At 48.3% G+C, this 18909-nt stretch carries 20 protein-coding genes; 10 read left to right on the forward strand and 10 right to left on the reverse strand.

Annotated features, from left to right (window positions below; all coding sequences use genetic code 11):
• Positions 1-3: 3 nt before the first annotated feature.
• The 5 genes from HWI92_RS02255 (at position 4) to HWI92_RS02275 (ending at position 3246) form a co-directional block, all read left to right on the forward strand.
• On the forward strand, positions 4-390 hold the full coding sequence (locus HWI92_RS02255) for a winged helix-turn-helix transcriptional regulator (protein WP_229248714.1): 387 nt from the start codon (positions 4-6) through the stop codon (positions 388-390).
• A 135-nt stretch (positions 391-525) separates the two neighbouring features.
• Positions 526-1359 carry an SDR family NAD(P)-dependent oxidoreductase gene (locus tag HWI92_RS02260; RefSeq protein ID WP_204660585.1) on the forward strand — a complete coding sequence of 278 codons (834 nt, stop codon included), beginning with the start codon at positions 526-528 and terminating at the stop codon, positions 1357-1359.
• 45 nt (positions 1360-1404) lie between these two features.
• On the forward strand, positions 1405-2367 hold the full coding sequence (locus tag HWI92_RS02265; RefSeq protein ID WP_204660586.1) for a helix-turn-helix domain-containing protein: 963 nt from the start codon (positions 1405-1407) through the stop codon (positions 2365-2367).
• An 81-nt stretch (positions 2368-2448) separates the two neighbouring features.
• Entirely contained in the window at positions 2449-2592 is a 144-nt protein-coding gene (locus HWI92_RS02270; protein ID WP_204660587.1) for a hypothetical protein, read from the forward strand.
• 69 nt (positions 2593-2661) lie between these two features.
• Entirely contained in the window at positions 2662-3246 is a 585-nt protein-coding gene (locus HWI92_RS02275) for a DUF4142 domain-containing protein (protein WP_204660588.1), read from the forward strand.
• A 132-nt stretch (positions 3247-3378) separates the two neighbouring features.
• On the opposite strand, the gene HWI92_RS02280 is transcribed toward HWI92_RS02275, so the two are convergent.
• From HWI92_RS02280 to HWI92_RS02290, 3 genes are read right to left on the reverse strand one after another with little or no spacing between them, the layout of a single operon-like run.
• Complete coding sequence (locus tag HWI92_RS02280; protein ID WP_204660589.1) at positions 3379-4863, reverse strand: hypothetical protein; 1485 nt, start codon at positions 4861-4863, stop codon at positions 3379-3381.
• 4 nt (positions 4864-4867) lie between these two features.
• Positions 4868-5404 carry an RNA polymerase sigma factor gene (locus HWI92_RS02285; RefSeq protein ID WP_204660590.1) on the reverse strand — a complete coding sequence of 179 codons (537 nt, stop codon included), beginning with the start codon at positions 5402-5404 and terminating at the stop codon, positions 4868-4870.
• A gap of 60 nt (positions 5405-5464) precedes the next feature.
• Positions 5465-6241 (reverse strand): hypothetical protein, encoded by a 777-nt coding sequence (locus HWI92_RS02290; RefSeq protein WP_204660591.1) that lies wholly within the window; start codon positions 6239-6241, stop codon positions 5465-5467.
• Positions 6242-6506: 265 nt separating this feature from the next.
• On the opposite strand from HWI92_RS02290, the gene HWI92_RS02295 reads away from it, so the two are divergent.
• A complete protein-coding gene (locus tag HWI92_RS02295; RefSeq protein ID WP_204660592.1) occupies positions 6507-6896 on the forward strand; it encodes a hypothetical protein in 390 nt (129 codons plus the stop codon).
• Here HWI92_RS02295 and HWI92_RS02300 read toward each other — a convergent pair whose 3' ends face one another.
• The 3 genes from HWI92_RS02300 to HWI92_RS02310 form a co-directional block, all read right to left on the reverse strand.
• Positions 6897-7178, reverse strand: a complete 282-nt coding sequence (locus HWI92_RS02300; RefSeq protein ID WP_204660593.1) for a hypothetical protein — start codon at positions 7176-7178, stop codon at positions 6897-6899.
• Positions 7179-7359: 181 nt separating this feature from the next.
• A complete protein-coding gene (locus HWI92_RS02305) occupies positions 7360-7905 on the reverse strand; it encodes a YciE/YciF ferroxidase family protein (protein ID WP_204660594.1) in 546 nt (181 codons plus the stop codon).
• 322 nt (positions 7906-8227) lie between these two features.
• Positions 8228-8782, reverse strand: a complete 555-nt coding sequence (locus HWI92_RS02310) for a dihydrofolate reductase family protein (RefSeq protein WP_229248716.1) — start codon at positions 8780-8782, stop codon at positions 8228-8230.
• A 296-nt stretch (positions 8783-9078) separates the two neighbouring features.
• Between HWI92_RS02310 and HWI92_RS02315 the strand changes: the two genes are divergently transcribed.
• Both HWI92_RS02315 and HWI92_RS02320 read left to right on the forward strand, forming a co-directional pair.
• The gene (locus HWI92_RS02315) at positions 9079-9375 is read left to right on the forward strand and encodes an antibiotic biosynthesis monooxygenase family protein (RefSeq protein WP_204660595.1); all 297 of its coding nucleotides are present in this window, start codon (positions 9079-9081) and stop codon (positions 9373-9375) included.
• Positions 9376-9423: 48 nt separating this feature from the next.
• Positions 9424-9774, forward strand: coding sequence for a nuclear transport factor 2 family protein (locus HWI92_RS02320; RefSeq protein WP_229248724.1), 351 nt, complete (start codon positions 9424-9426; stop codon positions 9772-9774).
• Here the strand turns inward: HWI92_RS02320 and HWI92_RS02325 are convergent.
• On the reverse strand, positions 9705-11825 hold the full coding sequence (locus tag HWI92_RS02325; protein ID WP_204660596.1) for a M48 family metallopeptidase: 2121 nt from the start codon (positions 11823-11825) through the stop codon (positions 9705-9707). The genes HWI92_RS02320 and HWI92_RS02325 overlap by 70 nt on opposite strands.
• Positions 11826-12159: 334 nt before the next feature.
• Here HWI92_RS02325 and HWI92_RS02330 point away from each other — a divergent pair, with 334 nt between their 5' ends.
• Complete coding sequence (locus HWI92_RS02330) at positions 12160-12459, forward strand: hypothetical protein (RefSeq protein ID WP_204660597.1); 300 nt, start codon at positions 12160-12162, stop codon at positions 12457-12459.
• Positions 12460-12468: 9 nt separating this feature from the next.
• On the opposite strand, the gene HWI92_RS02335 is transcribed toward HWI92_RS02330, so the two are convergent.
• The gene (locus HWI92_RS02335) at positions 12469-12834 is read right to left on the reverse strand and encodes a DUF4174 domain-containing protein (RefSeq protein WP_204660598.1); all 366 of its coding nucleotides are present in this window, start codon (positions 12832-12834) and stop codon (positions 12469-12471) included.
• Between the two features lie 157 nt (positions 12835-12991).
• On the opposite strand from HWI92_RS02335, the gene HWI92_RS02340 reads away from it, so the two are divergent.
• Entirely contained in the window at positions 12992-15133 is a 2142-nt protein-coding gene (locus HWI92_RS02340; protein WP_204660599.1) for a GH92 family glycosyl hydrolase, read from the forward strand.
• 81 nt (positions 15134-15214) lie between these two features.
• Here the strand turns inward: HWI92_RS02340 and HWI92_RS02345 are convergent, their stop codons facing one another.
• Positions 15215-16093, reverse strand: coding sequence for a DUF808 domain-containing protein (locus HWI92_RS02345; protein ID WP_204660600.1), 879 nt, complete (start codon positions 16091-16093; stop codon positions 15215-15217).
• 131 nt (positions 16094-16224) lie between these two features.
• Complete coding sequence (locus HWI92_RS02350) at positions 16225-18729, reverse strand: phosphocholine-specific phospholipase C (RefSeq protein WP_204660601.1); 2505 nt, start codon at positions 18727-18729, stop codon at positions 16225-16227.
• Positions 18730-18909 lie beyond the last annotated feature (180 nt).

Raw genomic sequence — 18909 nt, forward strand, 5'->3', positions numbered from 1 at the left:
ACAATGGAAAATCAAGAACAACCACATATGCCCGGTTCAGTTACCTGTACCGCTCATCACCGTGCCATCAGCGACACCATGGACCTGCTGAGCGGGAAATGGAAAATCCGGATTATCGGCGAGCTGATATTTGGAAAAAGACGGTTTGGCGAACTGCTGGGAGGCATTCACGGGATCGCTGCAAAAATGCTTTCCAAGGAACTTCAGGATCTGGAAACCAATAAGATGATCAGGCGTACGGTATTGCAAACCAAGCCGATTACGGTAGAGTACGAGCTCACCCCATACGGACGGACTGTAACACCCATCATCAATGCGATGGCAGACTGGGGCCACCAGCATCGCGAGCTGATCGTCAAAAACCACGAAAAGGAGGACCAGCCTGCCTGATTTACGTTTCAGCACAAGTAGCATGCAGTACGGGAAGCGATAAAATCAGTGTTTTAAATACAAAGTTCCGTGGTCGGGATACCTGTGGCAGCAGCTCGTTTTTCAATTTTGCACCAGCAATAAATTGAAAAAACGATGAACACGGATAAACAACAAACATGGCTGATCACCGGAACTTCAAAGGGACTGGGGCTGCAACTGACCAGGCTTTTACTTTCCTTGGGCCATCAGGTAATTGCCACGAGCAGGAGCGTATCTGCATTGCAGCGGGAAATCGCGGCTTACCCGCAGCACCTGCGCGCCATCCCGCTGGATATTACGTCCGATCAGCAGGTTAAAGAGGCGATCGACCAGGCGGCAGGGGAACTCGGGCGTATTGATGTGGTGGTAAACAATGCGGGATACAGTCTGGTGGGCAGCATGGAGGAGATGTCTGATGCGGAGTTCAGGCAGACGATGGATGTTAACCTTTTTGGTACGGCAAATATCATCCGGCATGTGATGCCGCATTTGCGCAGGCAGCAATCCGGGCATATTATCAACATTTCGTCCAATGCGGGTTATGTGGGTTTTGCAAATGCCGCGAGCTATAATGCGGCAAAATTTGCAATTATCGGCCTCTCGGAGGCGCTGGCCCAGGAAGTCGGCGGTTTCGGGATTAAGGTGACCGTAGTTGCCCCCGGCCAGTTCAGAACCGAGTTTATGAACTCGATCTCTTATGTCAAAAACAGGATTGATGTTTATGGAGTAGACCAGGCTGAGAAAACGTGGTCACAATTCAGCGGGAAGCAGCAGGGCGATCCTGAAAAGCTGGTGAAGATATTGGTAGAAATTGCCGGAATGCAGCAGCCACCCCTTCACCTGCTACTGGGACCAGACACCTACGAGCTTGTAACTGAAAAAAGAAAACAGGAGGATGCGGAGTTTGAGGCCTGGAAACCCATTACCTTATCCACCAATTTTGATTGAAAAAGCATTGAAAGGAGTACCCAGTAACCTTGCAAATACGCCCTGATGAAACCTTTTGAAATCAAGTCGGTCCGGGAGCTGCACCAGCTGCTAGCATTGCCCAATCCAAAACATCCGCTGGTAAGCGTCATGGATTTTGCGGCCATCAAATGTTTTGATGACGAGCAGCTGGAAGCAGTACGGTATGGCTTCTATTGCATTGCATTGAAAAAGAATTTCAAAGGTAAAATGCGTTACGGGCAACAGCATTATGACTTTGACGACGGCGTCATGACCTTTTTCGCACCAAACCAGGTGGTCGTGACCGAGATCCGGGACGATTGGGAACTTGAAGGCATGTGGCTCGTGATCCATCCCGATTTCCTCAAAGGATTTCCGTTGGCGACAGGAATCCGCGAGTACGGGTATTTTTCCTATGCCGTAAACGAAGCCCTTCATTTATCCCGGGACGAAGAAGAAAAGGTTTATGATCTGATGAAATTGATCGCTTCGGAAAGCGAAGCCAGGCCTGATCAATCCTCACAGGTAATCATCATCAAACAAATTGAACTGCTGCTAAGCTATTGTGACCGGTTTTATCAACGCCAGTTTCTGACCAGGAAACAAGCCGGTAACCATCTTCTGACCGCCTTTGAGCAGCTGCTTGAAAGTTATTTTAATGAAAACAGGTGCGAGGTGGACGGGATACCAAGCGTGTCTTTTTTTGCCGGCAAGCTGAGCCTTTCGCGCAACTACCTGAGTGATATGCTCCGCAGCATTACCGGCCTGAGTGCGCAGCAGCACATACAGCAAAAGTTGATTGAAAACGCCAAAATCATGCTTGCTTCTTCTGATTTCAACATTTCAGAGGTAGCATATAAGCTGGGCTTTGACTATCCCCAGTCGTTTCATAAGCTTTTCAAAAACAAAACTTCCTTGTCTCCGCTTGAATACCGGAGAGGGGTTCTCGGGCAGTATCCGGAAACAAGTGAGGAGCAAAAATGGCAGAATTCCCCGCATTCTCGCTGAGTGAAAAACCAACTTACGAAAGCCTGCAAAATCAACTTGCAGGCTTTTTTGTTGCGGGACATAGCAAAATAGAAGGGTCCTATGCAGGAAATAACCTGGGCCGGGTTTGAAAAGGTGAAGTTACGCGTCGGAACGATCCTGGAAGTGCCTGACTTCCCCGGGGCGCACAATCGCGAAATGATGCACGGCTGCCTTTTCCGGGATGGGTGGGAACGCTTTTTTTAGGTTTAAATGCGATGGATGCCGGCATGGTCCGGCACGACGAATTATCACCACTTAAACAAATCATTACCAATGAAAATTGCATCAAGCATCATGACCCTGGCAACCATAACGATGTTGTGGGGCTGCGGGTCCAAGTCGACCGAATCGACGGACACAACCGAGTTTGCGGACAGTACCAACGAAGCAGCTGCCGATAATACCGGCAGCGACTCCACATCTTCTGCTATGGAAGATGATTCCGAATTTGCGGTAGAAGCGGCAAATGGCGGAATGGCTGAGGTAGCGCTGAGCAAAATTGCAGAAGAAAAGGCAACAGACCCGAAAGTGAAAGAATTTGCAAAACAGATGATTAAAGATCATACAAAAGCAAATGATGAACTGAAGGCACTGGCCACCAGCAAAAACATCACCCTGCCTTCGGCTCCCAATGAAGAAAAGCAAAAAGCTGCTTCGGACCTTGGCAGTAAGAGCGGCAGTGACTTTGACAAAGCTTACATTGAGGTAATGAAAAAAGACCACGACCAAACTGTAAAGCTTTTTGAAGACGCGCAGAAAGAAGTAAAAGATGCAGAGCTGAAAGCTTTCATCGATAAAACTTTGCCGGTGATCAAGGCACATGCTGAACATGTAAAAGGTCTTGACAAGAGCAAATAATTGAGCCAGTTTCTTTTTGAAGCCGGCAGCCAGGATCCTGGCTGTCGGCTTTTTTTATGTTGATGGATAGTAACCCGCAAGTTCTATTTTATGCATCTATTGCATGTAAGCAGACCCTGATCACGGATTTCCTTAGAATACATTCAAACGCAAAAAAAACTGACCATTCAAAGGCTTTAATGAAAATGGCTGTATCCTGGAAACACCAGTGACCGGCAAGATCACATTCACCCCTGCCTGAAAGCGTCCGGGGTTAAAAAGAATACCGGCCTTCAATGATAAAAGTCCGGGGCGCATATGCTGCGACAATCCTGCCGGTCTGGTGATGGTAGCGAGCGCTCCGGGGTATACTTTACCTTCATAGTTTTCGATTTCCTTCCGTACGAGCGCGTGTAAAAAGTGGTTGTAAGCTACCCCGCCGCCCACCGCGAAAATCCTCGTCGTCTGGTAATGATAATACATACTGAAATTCAGCCCGGTTGCTTTTTTCAGCCGCACATTGTTGTAGGTCTTCAATGAATCATGGATGGTGATGGGGTCAACGGTATGCACCAGTAATGTACTGTTTCCGAAGTAGGTTTGATGGGGTGAAAAAGTGAATGATACTGCATGCTGTTTCCAGTTTCTGGAAACAAAAATGCCCGGAACAAGTACCCATGCAGGCTTGCTGACGCTGTCTTTTCCGGCAAAAAGATATTCCGTACGATTTAGGGAGCTGTTGATACTCCACTCCGGTCCGAACTGTATGCTGCTGACTTTTCCGGCGGCCTCGGCACGTGCGTGTTGCTGCGGGATCTGAATCCTGGTATCAGGCTGTACTTTCCGGATTGGTATTGTAGTCAGGAATATGGGTTTCATAGGACGTACTTGAATGGAATTATCGGTCTTCGTACCCTTGTCTGAGCCGGACCACAGAGGGCTGCCAGGAACGTCGCCGGCTGATCTGTTCCTGCTTTCTGCCTTCGCGGCTGCTCCGTCAGATCGTTTTTTATGGGCCTCTTTACCGCTGGCCAGAAAACCAGTTCCCAGGTTATTACTCCGCTGCATATCATCCGGCAATATTACTTTCTGCAAAACTTCGCGGGAATGAAGCTTTGCATCCGGATCTGGCCGGTTGCTTTTTGAAGCGGATAATGCTGCCGGCTGCTCAACCCCGGCTTGTGGTTTGAAACTGGTATTCTCTGCCCGGTCACCAGCCTGATCCGGTGCGGAGGTATGGGGTATGTTCCTGTATCCCACTTTGGGGCCCGCCCCGTTCTCCGTGGAATCAGCTTTTTTTATTTGGACAAAAGGTGCGGCATGTACAGCTGGCTCAGCTTTCTTGTTCTGATCAATAACTGTCAAAGCAGTAGAGTTCCTGGCTTTCAGGTCTTTGCCGCTGCCGGCAGGTAAGGTGGTTTTGATAAAAACAATGGCAGCTACTACCGTGACGGCACTGATGCCGGAAAGCGCGAACTTGTATTTTAACAGCTTGGCGATCAGTTTTGATCCTGCGGCCGGGGCAATGCCCGCAGCCAACATGCCACTCATCTGTGTCCACGCTTCATCAGCAGGAATTTCAGGTTCCGGCAGTGGGTCGTGGCTGTACTTGTCGATATTCACGTTTTTCTTTTTCACGATGCTAGCGAAGTGCTTTTTCCAAAATGGATTTCAATCTGTTCCTGCTCTCACTCAGGTGCCATTTGACAGTTCCCTCACGGATATTCAGCGCCTCTGATATTTCTTTTACCGAAAAGCCGTCAAGGTAAAACAGCCCGCATATTCGCCTCGTCGCAACAGGCAACTGCATGAGATATACTTGTATATCGCCAGCATTCAGGGCATCCAGCGGATTTTCAGGAGACTCAAACCCCATCTTGTCATCAATTTCGTCATAATGGAAAGCCTGGGTTTTGCGGTTGCGCAGGAGAGTGAGCGCAGCATTTCTCACGATCGTGTACATCCAGCTGAAAAACTCGCCTTTCTGAGGATCGTACTGATCTACATGCTGGAAAACCCGGAGCATTCCATTATTCAATGCGGTCAGTACATCATGTTTTTCATCAAAAAAATTCCTGCACAATGCGAACAGCGCAGGGTAAAACCGCCGGTACAGTTTTTCCTGACTCTGACGGTCCCTGCGCCGGCATCCGGCCAATAATGTTTCAAGGCTATCCAAATGACTCTGTTTTACAAACCTGCTGTTTGCGGTTGGCCGGTTATTTTTATGAAGATGCTTTTAAATGGATTTGGTTGTGAATATGACCCCGCTCTCGTAAGGCCAGTTGAATGTATAACCCCGGCCGGTTCTCGTGAAGGTGCCTTTGTACGTCTTCCCGTTGAAGCTGATCACCAGGTTGCCGGTCGTGCCGTCACTGATGTGGGTACCGACCACAAATATTCCCTTTGACGGAACCTGGCCGGGCGTGCACTCGAGGGAAACATCAACACCCTCCACGGCACATTCATATTGGCTGCCTGTTTTGGTGCTTTTGAGCCAGAGATTATTTTCGGTGCAATTGTAGGCCTTGCGGGTGGTTAACTGAAGATCCAGGTACCGGGCAGAATCCGCCAAAGCGCGCGGGGTTACCAGCAGCTCGTCATCCTGCTGTATTTTTTGCGCATAATCAGGGCGCTGGTAAATTTCGTGACTGATTTCAACATCAATAAAAGCGGTATCCGTTCCTATGCTGTCGATGGCAAGCACCCTGTACTTGCCTGCTTCCTGAAAATAGACCATGCTTTTTGTGCCCTGATTTTCCACTACCTGTTTAGGGATGACGCGCCACTTAACAAAGGGGCTTTTGGCATTGACCAAGGTAAATTGTGTTGGTTCCTTTCGCTTGATCCCAGCCGTTTTTGCAGTTTCGATCCGGGAAGGTGCGCTGCCGCTTTCTTCTTCAGCGGTCCTTGCATTGGACGGCACGGGCGATTCGCTTTCCAATGTGTTTCTTTCACAGGCGACCAGCTGTACAAACAGCAGGGCCATTAATAATACGAGGGATCCTTTTTTCATCACCATGGTATTGAGCGTTTAAGAATGTGCTGGCAGGTTGATCCTGTCAATACAATAAACTACAATGACCAGGCGGCAGGTTGGGTGGAGAAAAAAATATTAATGAGCAGTAAATTCGCTTTGAAAGAATAGTCATATTCCCGGCCAGGATGGGTATCTTTCAATACCGGAAGGTGCATGATGCTTGTGCCGGATTGGAAGCCAGCTGTGCAGATAACCCGTAACATTACCTTTGGTTTGGTAACAACTATTTTCTTACGCTGCTATGAAAACGAAAGTACATCCTGATTTTATCAAGGCATCAAACCTCATTTTCGTCTCTGCGGCGCTGGGGATCATCAGTGTGCTGATCGCCGGGAAGGATTTGTCTGATGCCAGGGTTGCATCGGCATTGATCATGGTAACGGGCATTACCTGTGCGACTGCCCATCTGATCAGAAGGGGCGTGGAGTGGGTCAGGTATTTCTTTATGGCCAGCGTTGTGATAGGCACGCTGCTTGCACCGTTTATATGGGGAATTAATATTAAAACGGCTTCTGAAATCATCATTTACATCATACAGGGTATTTTGCAGATCTGGGCTTTTATTCTGCTTTTCAAGGCCAGAAGTACAGGCTACATACCGGATTCCAACCTGCCGGAGTCACAGCAATAGTCAGTTGTTTTTCGGTCTTGCCGCATGCGACCCGGCCTGGTTGCTCCGCATATTGAAATACTCGACAATACACCTTCCGATTTGCTCCACATCTTTGAAGCCCGTATTGGAAACCGGTACCCAGTAAAATCCGCCTTCGTCTTTTTTTCGGGTAATCACAATTTCGGGTTGCGCATTACCGAATGATATATTGAAAACCTTCCGCCCCGAAACAAAGTGCGGAGTGACCAGAATGGTCGAATTCTGGAAGTTCAGGTTGAAAGACTGATTATATAAAGCCATGATGTTGTATAGTTAGTGAAGGCAGTGCAAACCACCCGGTTTCAGGCCGGATGTCTGTTGTATAGATAACGTAAATACTATACCATCAAGATACTGCCGGAAAATACGAATGGTAAGGTCATTATAAACAAAGAAAGCTGGCGCCAGCGCCAGCTTTCCTAACGGTGCGGGATTGCCGGTTTTATTCCGCGCTTGCTTCCTGGTTAACGTACGACTCAGCAAGTTCAGTAAGGATGTGATCTGTTTCACCTTCCTGATCCAGCGTCTGTTGCAAAAGTGTGGCTGCTTCTTCATAGCCAAGGGTGCGTGCGATATTGCGAAGCGTACCATACGAGGCAATTTCATAGTGCTCTACCTTCTGGGCCGCCATGATGAGTCCGCAATCACGAACCATGGTTCCTTTTTCCGTACTCTCGATAATTTCGTTGGCTTCTGCAATGAGGCCTTCCATGGCAGCACATTTTTTGGCTTGTGCCTTTTCACCTATGATTTCAAACACCTGCTCTACGGTCACGATCTGCTGCTCGGTTTGCGTTGTATGCAGCTCAAATGCAGATTTCAGTTCTTCGGATGTGGCACTTTTAGAAAGTTTTACCAATGCCTTCGCCAGGTTTTTTTCTGCCCAGTAAATGTCTTTAAGACCATCTACAAACAATTCCTTCAGTTTTTCACCATCTTGTTCGGTGATCTGTTTAGTGGCGGCAGTTTTACTTTTTGTGGTTTTCATAATCATGCAATTTTGTTGATTGAAGGTATTTTTAATACGGGATAGTTTACAAAACGCATACCAGCAAACCGCCTGCCGGGAAATAACCAGCTATACTTTGAAGAAAGTAAATCCGGATCTGGATCGATGAGCTACGTACGCGCTGGCAACCACGCTGTAAAAGGCAAAACAAAATGCAACACTGCACGTCGGTAAATCCTATCGATCTTGTAAGGCCTCTTAGTAGCCACTACTGCGGCGGGTTTCTGCGCCCTGAATGAGCACTGGTATACCCAACATTGCGAACACTGCGGCTGGAAGGACCGGACAAAAAGCAACATACTTACCTGAATCGGTAGTAAAGTACGATTGCGCCGGACGCCAAAGTTTTTGTCCTTTCGAGCTTTAAAAACGTTTTTTCGCCGATCAGGTCCAGTAAAGGCAAACCTTTGCCCACAATAACCGGATGAATGGCCAGCTGCAGTTCGTCCACGAGGCCGTGGTTTATCAAAGCCGCTATCAAGCTTCGGCTGCAAACCAGGATGTCTTTGCCGGGCAGCTCCCTCACAGTCAGAACTTCCTTCCGTAGCTCTTGGGCGGCGATCCTTGCACTGGACCAGTCAACGTTTTTCAGCGTGCGGGAAAAAACAACTTTTGGGATGCGGTCGATGCTGACTGCAAAATCATCCGTCAGCTTATCGCCCGTCGGGTTCGCCAGAATGCCCTTCCAGTACTCCATGAGCTGGTAGGTGATCCTTCCATACAATGCAAGATCCGCCCCGTTGATTAAATTGCTGTAGTGTGCATGCAGTTCATCGTCTGCCATGACGGCCGTATGGTCGCAATATCCGTCAAGCGTCATATTGATGGCTGCGATGATTTTTCTCCTGTTTGCCACAGTTCAGCGATTTAAATGAAACAATACGTTTTTTCAATGCTTCAAAAGTAAACAAGTCAGCAACCTGTTTGGCAGGTGAAACCGGACATCTGTCAGGGGGATCTGTGCCAATAAATAAACCTGATTACGAACGTTTACTCTTAATCACATACAGGATATTAATGCACTTTGCTCATTTACAATTAAAACGATTATGTCATAGCATTTTAAATATATTAATCCGGATCATTGAGAGTAAAAAGAGCCTATCGTTCACTTCACAATCGTAATCATGTATCATTTAAACCACCACGATTATGTACGCCAGAGTTGTTCAGGTTCTCTTGAACCAGGATCATTTAAATGACGCCACGAATTATTTCCAGGATTCGGTAGGCCCTGCACTGAAAGACATGGCAGGATTTAAAAACAGCCGCTTTTTAATTAATACCAAAACCAGTCAATGCCTGATGGTGACACTCTGGGAAACCGAAGAAGCACGCACCGCAGCGGAGACAAACGGATTTTTGCAAAGTGTAATGGTGGCCATGAAACCATACTTTGCCGCTCAGCCTGTGATTGATTATTATGAAGTCGCCGTCCAGGTTGTTTGAGAATAAACAATTGTTCAAATACATTTAAATAAAAATAACCAGCTTGCATTGACGAATCTGAATAACAAATCCATTCTGGAAGTGGCAAATGCTGCAATTACAAAAGGTGATTATGAGGGCTTTTTGTCTTTTTGTACAGAGGACACCACGTGGACGTTCGTGGGCGAACAAACGTTGCAGGGAAAAGAAGCAGTGCGGAAATATATGGCGGCAACCTACCAGGAACCGCCAAAGTTTATAGTTGAAAACCTGATTGCCGAGGGCGACTTCGTTACCGCCCTCGGCCAGATCACCCTGAAAGATGTAAACGGGAATAGGACAGATTATTCTTATTGCGATGTCTGGGAATTCAGGGAAGGCAAAATGGCAGCATTGAAAGCATTTGTTATTGAAGGCTGAATAATTAAGTCTTGATGATCCTTCAATGGCACAGCATCTTTTGCTAATTGTGCCTGGTAATCCAGCAGCTTCTTTTTGCGGTTGAAATGTATTTTTCCGATCAGGTTATGGTAATTGTTTATGCATGTAAAAAGAATATTGATCTCGTCTGCATTGTACTGGCGATCGTGAAAATATGAATACTGGTCAGCCAGGTAAAGCTCAAAATTCCTGCCCATATCAGCATCTGTAATTTCCTTGACAAATGCTTTATCAATCAATGCTTTGACAGATGCTTTAAAGGTGAGCTCCACCGATCTTAATGCCTGGATGTTTTCTGCTATCTGATTTTCCGGCGTAGTTTCGAACATAAATGCCGCCGCATTTGTCACGCTTGTATATATCTGAAAATGTTCGTCCGCCGCATCGTCCCAGTCAAAATACGATACATATAAATGATTCAGCTCCCCACTCCGGGCAGTTTCGTTTTCCTTTTGCAGGAAATACTGGTAAATGTCTGTGTCATTTTCCGTAATCTGTTCTTTCAATTGATTCCGTTTCAGTTCAAGTTCGGCAATCAATCCGGCACATGCACCGGCCGTATATTTAATGCCATCATAGTCGAAGGTTTTTACGGCATAATGTCCTTCCATAATAGCGCTTAGTACCTGTATATCGCGGTCGAGCCAGAGGTAGTCATCAATGTTTTGCACGGCATTCTTGCCAAAAAGAAGATCAATATTCTTTGTTTTTTCCGGTGATATCCGACCCAATTCCTGCAGGGAAATTCTCTCCGGACTTTTGTTGTCATAATAGCCATTAAACAGGTTATCAAACTGAAACTCACGCTGCATTTCCACGTAATCACGGATGAACTCTTCAGCTGTTATTTCGGTGGCCGGTGAGGGGTACTGAACAAGACTGAATTCATTGGCAGTCAGTTGGTGCTGCAAATGTTCTTTGTCTTTGAAAATGGACCATGCAGACCTTTTATCTTCATTTTGAACAGGAATATTCAGCTGGCTGAGTCGCAGGATCCGGTCTTCGGTAGTAGGGTGAGACGCCCATTGATCCGCAATAACCAGTTTGGAGCGGTTATGCCGCTGTAAATAATCCATGCTAACCTGCGGCAGTCCATGCTCGAAATGCAGCCCGTCACGCCGGGCAACAAAGTCCATCACCGACGCTTGCTGCAGATATACATTCGCTGCCTTTTTTGATTCGTCAACTTTTCCCTGATAATAGTTAAGCACAATCTGATAAGCGCCGGCTGCAAATTCCAGCCTCAGCAGGGAAGATTTAAGTGGGCCCGGTCCTGTCACATTTGCAGCTATTTCGTCCGCATGAAATTCCATTTCCCGCGACAAGCCCATATAGCTTACATTCAGAATACGATAAACCTTTTTTAAAATCCATTGGATACCTCTGACAATCCTGACGGAAATCAGGACCGCAATGGCCAGAAAGTTATTGCTGCTTGCCCATTTCTCTATCAATGTTTCATAGGCATCATTATCATACAGCATATTGTAAATAACCCGGTTCATATTGTAGACATAGCTCCCGACTTTCATTGTTTTTTGGGAAAAGTGTCCGAACTCATGAGCTAATATGGCACGCAGTTCAATGACCGAAACAGCGTTGACCAGGCCGAGGCCGATCTGCAGATTTTTACGCACGGGTAACAACATACTCCAGAAACCGGAGTCGTAAAATACAGCCGCATTTACATCCGCTGACAAGTAAATCTTTTTAGGAAAATCCGTACCAACTTCTTTAACAAGTTCTTCAACCATCTGAAATAATTGAGGTTCATGCTCTTTCCGGATTTCAATGAGGTGGGTAAGATCCGTACTGTGTTTTTTGAAAATGAATTTGATAAGAAACACCAGGCTCAGCAATCCGATACTTAACAAGGCAAGTGCTGCTAAAATGGCATAGCCACTGAAACTGTATGCAACAAGCGTGTACCCCAGAATGCCACAGCCAATTGTCAATGCAATTGCACTGCACATCAGCAGCAGATAAACGAAAATAAAAAGGAAAATAGCACCGACGGATTTCACCGTCATTTTTTTGAAATTGTCTGACAAGCGGATTTGAGTCATCAATTGAAATAGATAAGGAGAGTAGTGGCATTCAAAATAAAGAATTATTATCTGAATTGATCAGCGATATCAGGTTTTTTTCAAGAGACTTTTGTCAAATAAAGGGCCGCGCATCTCCGCGTGTCTGGAAGTGCACTATAATCTTAAAATGTGAGAAGATCGTTGCTATCGATTTTACGCAAATTGCCGGAAGTATACCAGTTTGGATTGATGCCGCGCGGCGAGGCATTGCCTTCACGGAAGGATTTTGCTAAGTTTATGACGGTACCCGGGCCGGGTACCGGAAAACAGGTATGCTGTGCTGCTATTTGAACTTCTTCTGTTTATTTTCACCGGAACATTCGTGTTTATCGTCAGTCAGATTGCCGACTGGATCGAAACACAATTTCCTCCAAAGGCCAGGCCGCCCCGGCCGAGGCGCCGGCGTGAGATCAAGGCTGATCTTGACGTACTTTACCGGTCGTACCAGCAGGGGCTGCTGGAAGAAGCGGAATACCTGTATCAAACCGACGAGCTGATCGATCAGCTTGCCGCACTCACATCGCCGGATCCGGCAAAAACTCAGGCAGAAGTGCAGGAAAATTCCGGCAGGTACTGAGGACCACCACTACTTGTCCTTGTCTTTCATTTCACTTTTCCGCATGGGCATCGCATCGACGAGGCCAAACAGTTTTCTGGTTGCTACCACATCATTGGACCGCAGTTTCTCGCCACCGTCACGACCTACCAGAATGAAGGTAAATGCCTGGTTACGATCCACTTTCCATTGCTTCCATTGATCCTCCTGCTGGGCTGCGGAAGAGATGGACACAACCTTGATGTCCCTTTCGTCTATACCGGATTTGGAAGCTTCCAGCACTTTCAGCTGCGATTTCCATTGTTGCTCACCATTTGCATTGTAAAACAGCAGAACCTGCCTGGGTTGGTCGGCGATGGTGCCCATCATCATGATCCACGTGATTAATGTTTTCATAATACATACCGTTAAAAAATGCTGCCAGGGTCAGGTTCGGGCCTGTATCTGCATGCGCAATTTTTGATATTACAACAATAAGCTAGTATCTATGGCGCCGAAATCACCTGCCGGTTTGCTCCATACCGGCAGGTGCGTACCTGAACCTGTATTTTTCATGAAGCTTACCAAAGTCTTTTCCACCGGATTGATGATCCTGAGCATGGCTGTTCCGGCCCGCAGCCAGGAGTTTACAAAGTACGTCAACCCATTTATCGGCACAGCGCCTCTTACCGATCCGAAAATACTGGGCTACCAGCTGCCCGACGGCTGGCGGTCGTGGGCCGGGCTGACATTCCCCGGGAGCTCACTTCCCGATGCAATGGTGCAGCTGAGCCCCATGACCGAGTATGGCTCGGGAGCAGGATATGAGTACGAAGACCAGGTCATTCTCGGTTTTACGCATACCAACAAAGGTCACTGGAACCTCTGCAACATTCCCGTCCTGCCGCTCTCCAATCCCGGGCAAAAGTTCGGTTCCGCGTTCACTCACGGGCGGGAAAGTGCGTCACCGGGTTTTTACCAGGTATTCCTAGATGATTACCGGATCAACGTGAGCCTCACATCAACCCTGCGCGCGGGTTTTCACCGGTATGAGTACCAGCAGTCAAAAGACCGTCAAATCCTGTTTGACCTCGCAAAAGCCAACAACCGTGTTGCTGACTGGAACATTGAGCAGGTGGGTCCCCGTGCGATTCAGGGATACCAGCAAACCGGTGAGAAAATCTATTTTTATGCTACGCTGAACACGCCTGTGCAGAAGCTCGAAAAAAAGGAAGAAGGTGCAAAAACCGGCTATGCCATCGTCCACTTGGCCGAAGGCGGCAAAGGACCCGTAGAGATGAAAATCGGGATATCCTTTGTCAGTACCGAAAATGCCAGAGCGAACCTTGAAAAGGAGATCGGGAATAAAACCTTCGAAACCGTGCGCGCAGAAGCTACACGTACATGGGAACAACTGCTCTCGTCCGTGCAGGTCAAAGGCGGCACCGCCAGGCAGAAGCAGATGCTTTATTCGTCTCTGTACCGGTCATTCCTGTGGCCTGCCCTGCGCAGCGACGTAAATGGTGAGTTTACCGATGCAAAGAATCATGTGGAAAAAACAGGCTTCCGGTACTACACGGAGCCGTCGCTGTGGGATACTTACCGCAATAAAGATGTACTGCTGGGGCTGATCACGCCGGACGTGACCCTGGACGTGATTAAATCAATGAAGGATGTAGGCGATAAAAAAGGCTTCATTCCCACGTTTTTTCATGGTGATCATGGCGCATCGTCCATTGCCGGGGCTTACCTGCGGGGCATTACCGATTTTGATATCAAAGGCACTTACCAGATCCTGCTGAAAAATGCAAACGTACCGGGCGGCGCCCGGCCGCACATTGCCGAGTACATTCAGAAAGGATACATTTTAGACCCGGACATTCCTGACCCGCAGGTGGAAACCAAGGCCAATGCGGGTGTTTCGAAAACACTGGAATATGCATACGACGACTACTCGGTGGCACAGCTTGCCAGGGTGCTGGGCGATACGGCCAATTACAGGATAATGATGCAGCGATCCCGGAATTACCGGAACATGTTTGATCCCGGCACAAGGTTTATGCGCGGCAGACTGGCAAATGGTGACTGGATCAAGCCGTTTAATCCGCAGTACCCTTACTACGAATACATGTACCGGGAGGCCAATGCCTGGCAGGTGTCGTTTTTTGCGCCGCATGATATGCCAGGCCTGATCCAGCTCTATGGTGGCCCGCAGGGTTTTGAGTCCAAGCTCGACTCCCTTTTCACCGTACCCTGGAACCCCACCTATATTGCCCGCAATGTGGAAACGATGATTGGTCAGTACTGCCATGGCAACCAGCCCGATCATGAAGCACCTTTTGCATACCATTTTATAGGAAAACCGGAAAAGTCGCAGAAAGTGCTCGACTATATCCTGAATAACCTTTACGGGATAGGTGATGAGGGCCTGGCGCTCTGCGGTATGGATGATGCGGGTGAAATGTCGGCCTGGTACGTGTTTTCAGCCCTCGGACTTTATCCGTTTTCAGCCACGGATCCCGAGTACATTGTTACTGCACCTCTTTTTGATGAAGTAAAATGGAAAACAAGCACAGGAAAAATGCTGACCATCAGAAAACCCGGCAAAGGCAGAAACCTGACGGCCATCAAAGTGAATGGTAAGCAGACCGAAGGCTACTTTGTACCGCATGACCTGTTCCTGCGCGGAGGTGATATTGAGATTACGACCCGGTAAAAGCACACGTGGTTCCCTGCATTGCAGGGAACCACGTACCATTTATGCAATCATTCTGGCAGAATAAGCGGAGCACCAGCCTCAGTGAGCATGCCCGGAAGAGCCCGTGAGTGACTTGACAACATGCATCAGTCCTGCGACGACCAACCCTACAACCAGCCCGATCCCAAATTCCTTGACAGTGGCAGGAATGCCTGGCATCCAGTGGTGCAGGTATTCAATGTTATGGACAAATATGCCCCCTGCTACAAGCAGTAAGGCAAGTGTACCTACTACGCCCAGGATCCGAATGATGACCGGCAGGGCGCCCACCAGCAAATGGCCGACTTTGGAGAGTAAGCCCTGATCATCCGAGCGCCGGATCAGCTTGTAGCCCGCATCGTCCATCCGTACGATCAAAGCAACAATGCCGTACACTCCGATGGTTGCCAGCAGTGCGACCGTTGATACGGTTACAATCTGGGTCATGGTTTCTTCCCCGGCTACCGCGCCCAGGGCAATAATGACAATTTCAACGGATAGGATAAAGTCCGTGGTGATGGCCGATTTTACTTTATCCTTTTCCTGATCGGTGCCTGAGGGCTCGGGTGTACTTTCCTTAATGCCTTCCTGCGTCTTCTTTTTCGGTTTAGTGATAAATTCAATGATCTTTTCTGCCCCTTCATAGGCAAGGTAGCAGCCACCCAGGATCAGGATATACGTGATGGCGATAGGAAAAAAAACGTTCAGCAGCAGCGCAATGGGCACAATGATCAGCTTGTTGAGCAGTGAACCTTTGGTGATTGCCCAGAGTATGGGCAGCTCCCGCTCAGCCAGAAAGCCCGTGGCTTTCTCGGCATTCACCGCCAGATCGTCACCTAAAATGCCCGCAGTTTTACGCGTGGCTACCTTTGTTGCCAATGCAACATCATCCATCAATGCAGCTATATCATCCAGAACTGCAAAAAAACCCGACGCCATCTATGTTTCTGTAAAGTTGATTTCCTGGTATGCTCAGGGCGTAAGATAGGGATAGAATACGTTAAAAGCGCATTTGTCCGTCAATCTCGTTACAAATCTCAGGTCCGCTCAGGCGAGCAAAGCCGGACTGTTTATACCAGGCCGCCCATCAGCGGATCCGATTTGGTAACCGCACCTGTCTCAACGTGACCGGCAAAACGCTCTTCAAACGCTGGCCTATCCGCTACCTTCACGCTGAAATCGTACCAGTTAAAATTCTTTGCCAGATCCAGCACAATACTGACTTTTCCGCCCGCAGCAATTTTTTTGTTCTGCACCCCCGAATGATAGCTGTTGTCGGCAATAATAACTTCGTGAGACCGTAAGTCGAGATTCTCTATGCCCACAACAACATTGCCGGTGAGCCCGGTACGCCTGCCTTCATAGGAGCAGCTGATGCGGAGCAAAGGGTTGGTCAGGTCGCCCGTAAACTCGCGGTAAAAACCATTGGGCCCGTAAACACGCAGGTGATACGCCTTATTCTCAAAATCATTGATCTCCCAATCATCATGCAGCTCGTCTCCCGCAGCAACCGTGTAGTTCCACGATCGTAAAGTTTCCTGCCGGTACGGAATGAGCGCATAGACCCTGAACGGTGACCCGCCCGACCGTCGTCCGAAAACTGCATTGCCGGCTTTAAACGAAAGCTTTACGCGATTTGCCGCCTTATCGAAATGGAGGTTGGAATAAAGCTCGTAGGGCAGGGCACAGGCCGGGCGCACGCCTGCTTCCTGTTTCGGAAATACCGGCGACCGGCGCGGATCTTTACTGATTTCAAGTACTTCCCCAGCCGTCAGCGGCCTGAAATTGTCGGGGGCCTGCCTGAACTGCGCCTGGTGAATGCCTTCTATGAAATCAGTTTTGTTAAGAAATGCAGGCTCCTCAATTTTTTCACCATGGTATGGACGGAAAACGGACGTAAGGTCTCCGCAGATCGTACGGCGCCACTGGGTAATATTTTCTTCCCTGACTTTTTTATTAAACTTCTTCTCAATGAAATTTTCGAGGAATTGCAGCGAGGATGTGTGGTCAAACACTTCGGAATTGACAAACCCTCCGCGCGTCCAGGGTGATGCAATGATCATCGGTACCCGATAGCCCAGCCCGATCGGGCCTTCACGGAGCCTGCTTTCATTCATGGACGGGTTGGTTTGCTGGCTCCGGGTGGCAAAATCCATTTTGGGATCAATGCCTGCAGACACTTTGCCCGAGTTTTCCTGATACGGATTAGGTACCGTAAAAGGAGGAACGTGGTCAAAGTAGCCGTCATTTTCGTCATAGGTCAGGATGAAAATGGTTTTTTTCCAGACCTCCGGATTTTTGAGCAGAATTTCCATTACCTCACTCACATACCAAGGCCCGAACCAGGGCTCGCCGGGGTGGTCTGAGAAGCGTGCAGGCGGCATCAGCCAGGATACTGCGGGCAATTTTCCCTGCTCCACATCTTCCCGGAACTGATGGAACACATCGCCTTTGGGAACGTTCAGCATACGCTCCGTGCTATGGTCGTCGTATTGCATGGCCGTAAGTGTATGGAAATCCGGATCGTTGATATTGGTGGTAAATGCGTTGGTATTTAAATTCTTGTGCTTTTGCGAAAGCGCATTGAAAGAGTCCTGGTTAAACTTCGCCTGAGCAGTCTCGATGTGCGTGAGCAGCTTGCGGGCTGCAGCAAGCTTTTTGTTTACAGCCTCTTCTGCGGGTTGTTTTTCAAGATCAGCGATCAGGGCCAGCGCTGCTTCTTTCTTTGCTTGCAGGTTGGCGATTCCACCCTCGTGAAAGCGTACGTGGTACGCTTTGAAATATTCCAGCACATTGGTGCCGAAGTTGCTCAGCCAGCTGCTTTCCTCACTTTGCAGGCCATAACCCATGGTAATTTCATTCTGGTAAATTTTCCAGGCGATACCATTTTCTTCAAGCCGCTCGGGGTAGGTTTTCCAGTCGAGCTCGGGATACACGTAGTTGCTGTTGTTCCAGAGGTGGGCGAGGGCGTCGGGCTGATTTTGCTCCCGTACGGTCCCCGACATCCAGTAATACCGGTTTGGGTGCGTGCCGGTGATGCTTGAACAAAAATTATGATCACACACCGTAAAGGCGTCCGCCAGCGAATAGTAAAATGGGAAATCATCGCGGTTGCAATATCCCATCGTCAGCGGAATGTGCGCGTACTCTTTCCTGCCGGGCTTTTTAACGTCCAGCCACCGGTCGTATTTTCCCTGGTTCATGGCATCCGTCTGGTCAGACCAGCCGTGCGGCACGGAGCCCATCCAGGCAACCTTCGTGTCTTTTACATCCAGGTGAAAAGGCGCATAGGTTTCACCGGCCTCATTGGACTGGAACCATACCTTCTTTTTGTCAGGAAGATCAATGGCTCGCGGATCATTATAGCCCCTCACGCCCCTCAGGGTACCCAGCTGATGATCAAACGAGCGATTTTCGAGCATCAGAAAAACGACATGCTCGGCATCGTAAAAAGTGCTTCCCGGCTCAGGGTTGATGGCCAGTGCTTTCTGAATCACCGGCGGCAGCATGTCCGACAGGGCACCGGTACCCGTCAGCAGCGCTGCCTTTTTAAGAAAATCTCTTCTTGAATCCATTGTAAATAAAGGCTTGTACCCGTATTAATACCTTTGAAAAAATCCCCGCATCCTGAAACTTACCCGTACCACAGCCTGGTATTCCCTGCCGATCGGTTTGGGGATAGCTGCAAAACTACATGTGCGTCTTTTACGGGAATGTTAAGTTGAGGGTGCTGCGGATCAAGAAAGTGTGAAGTT

Origin of the sequence: Dyadobacter sandarakinus (genome assembly GCF_016894445.1) — a bacterium.
In the GTDB taxonomy this organism is placed as follows: Bacteria; Bacteroidota; Bacteroidia; order Cytophagales; family Spirosomataceae; genus Dyadobacter; species Dyadobacter sandarakinus.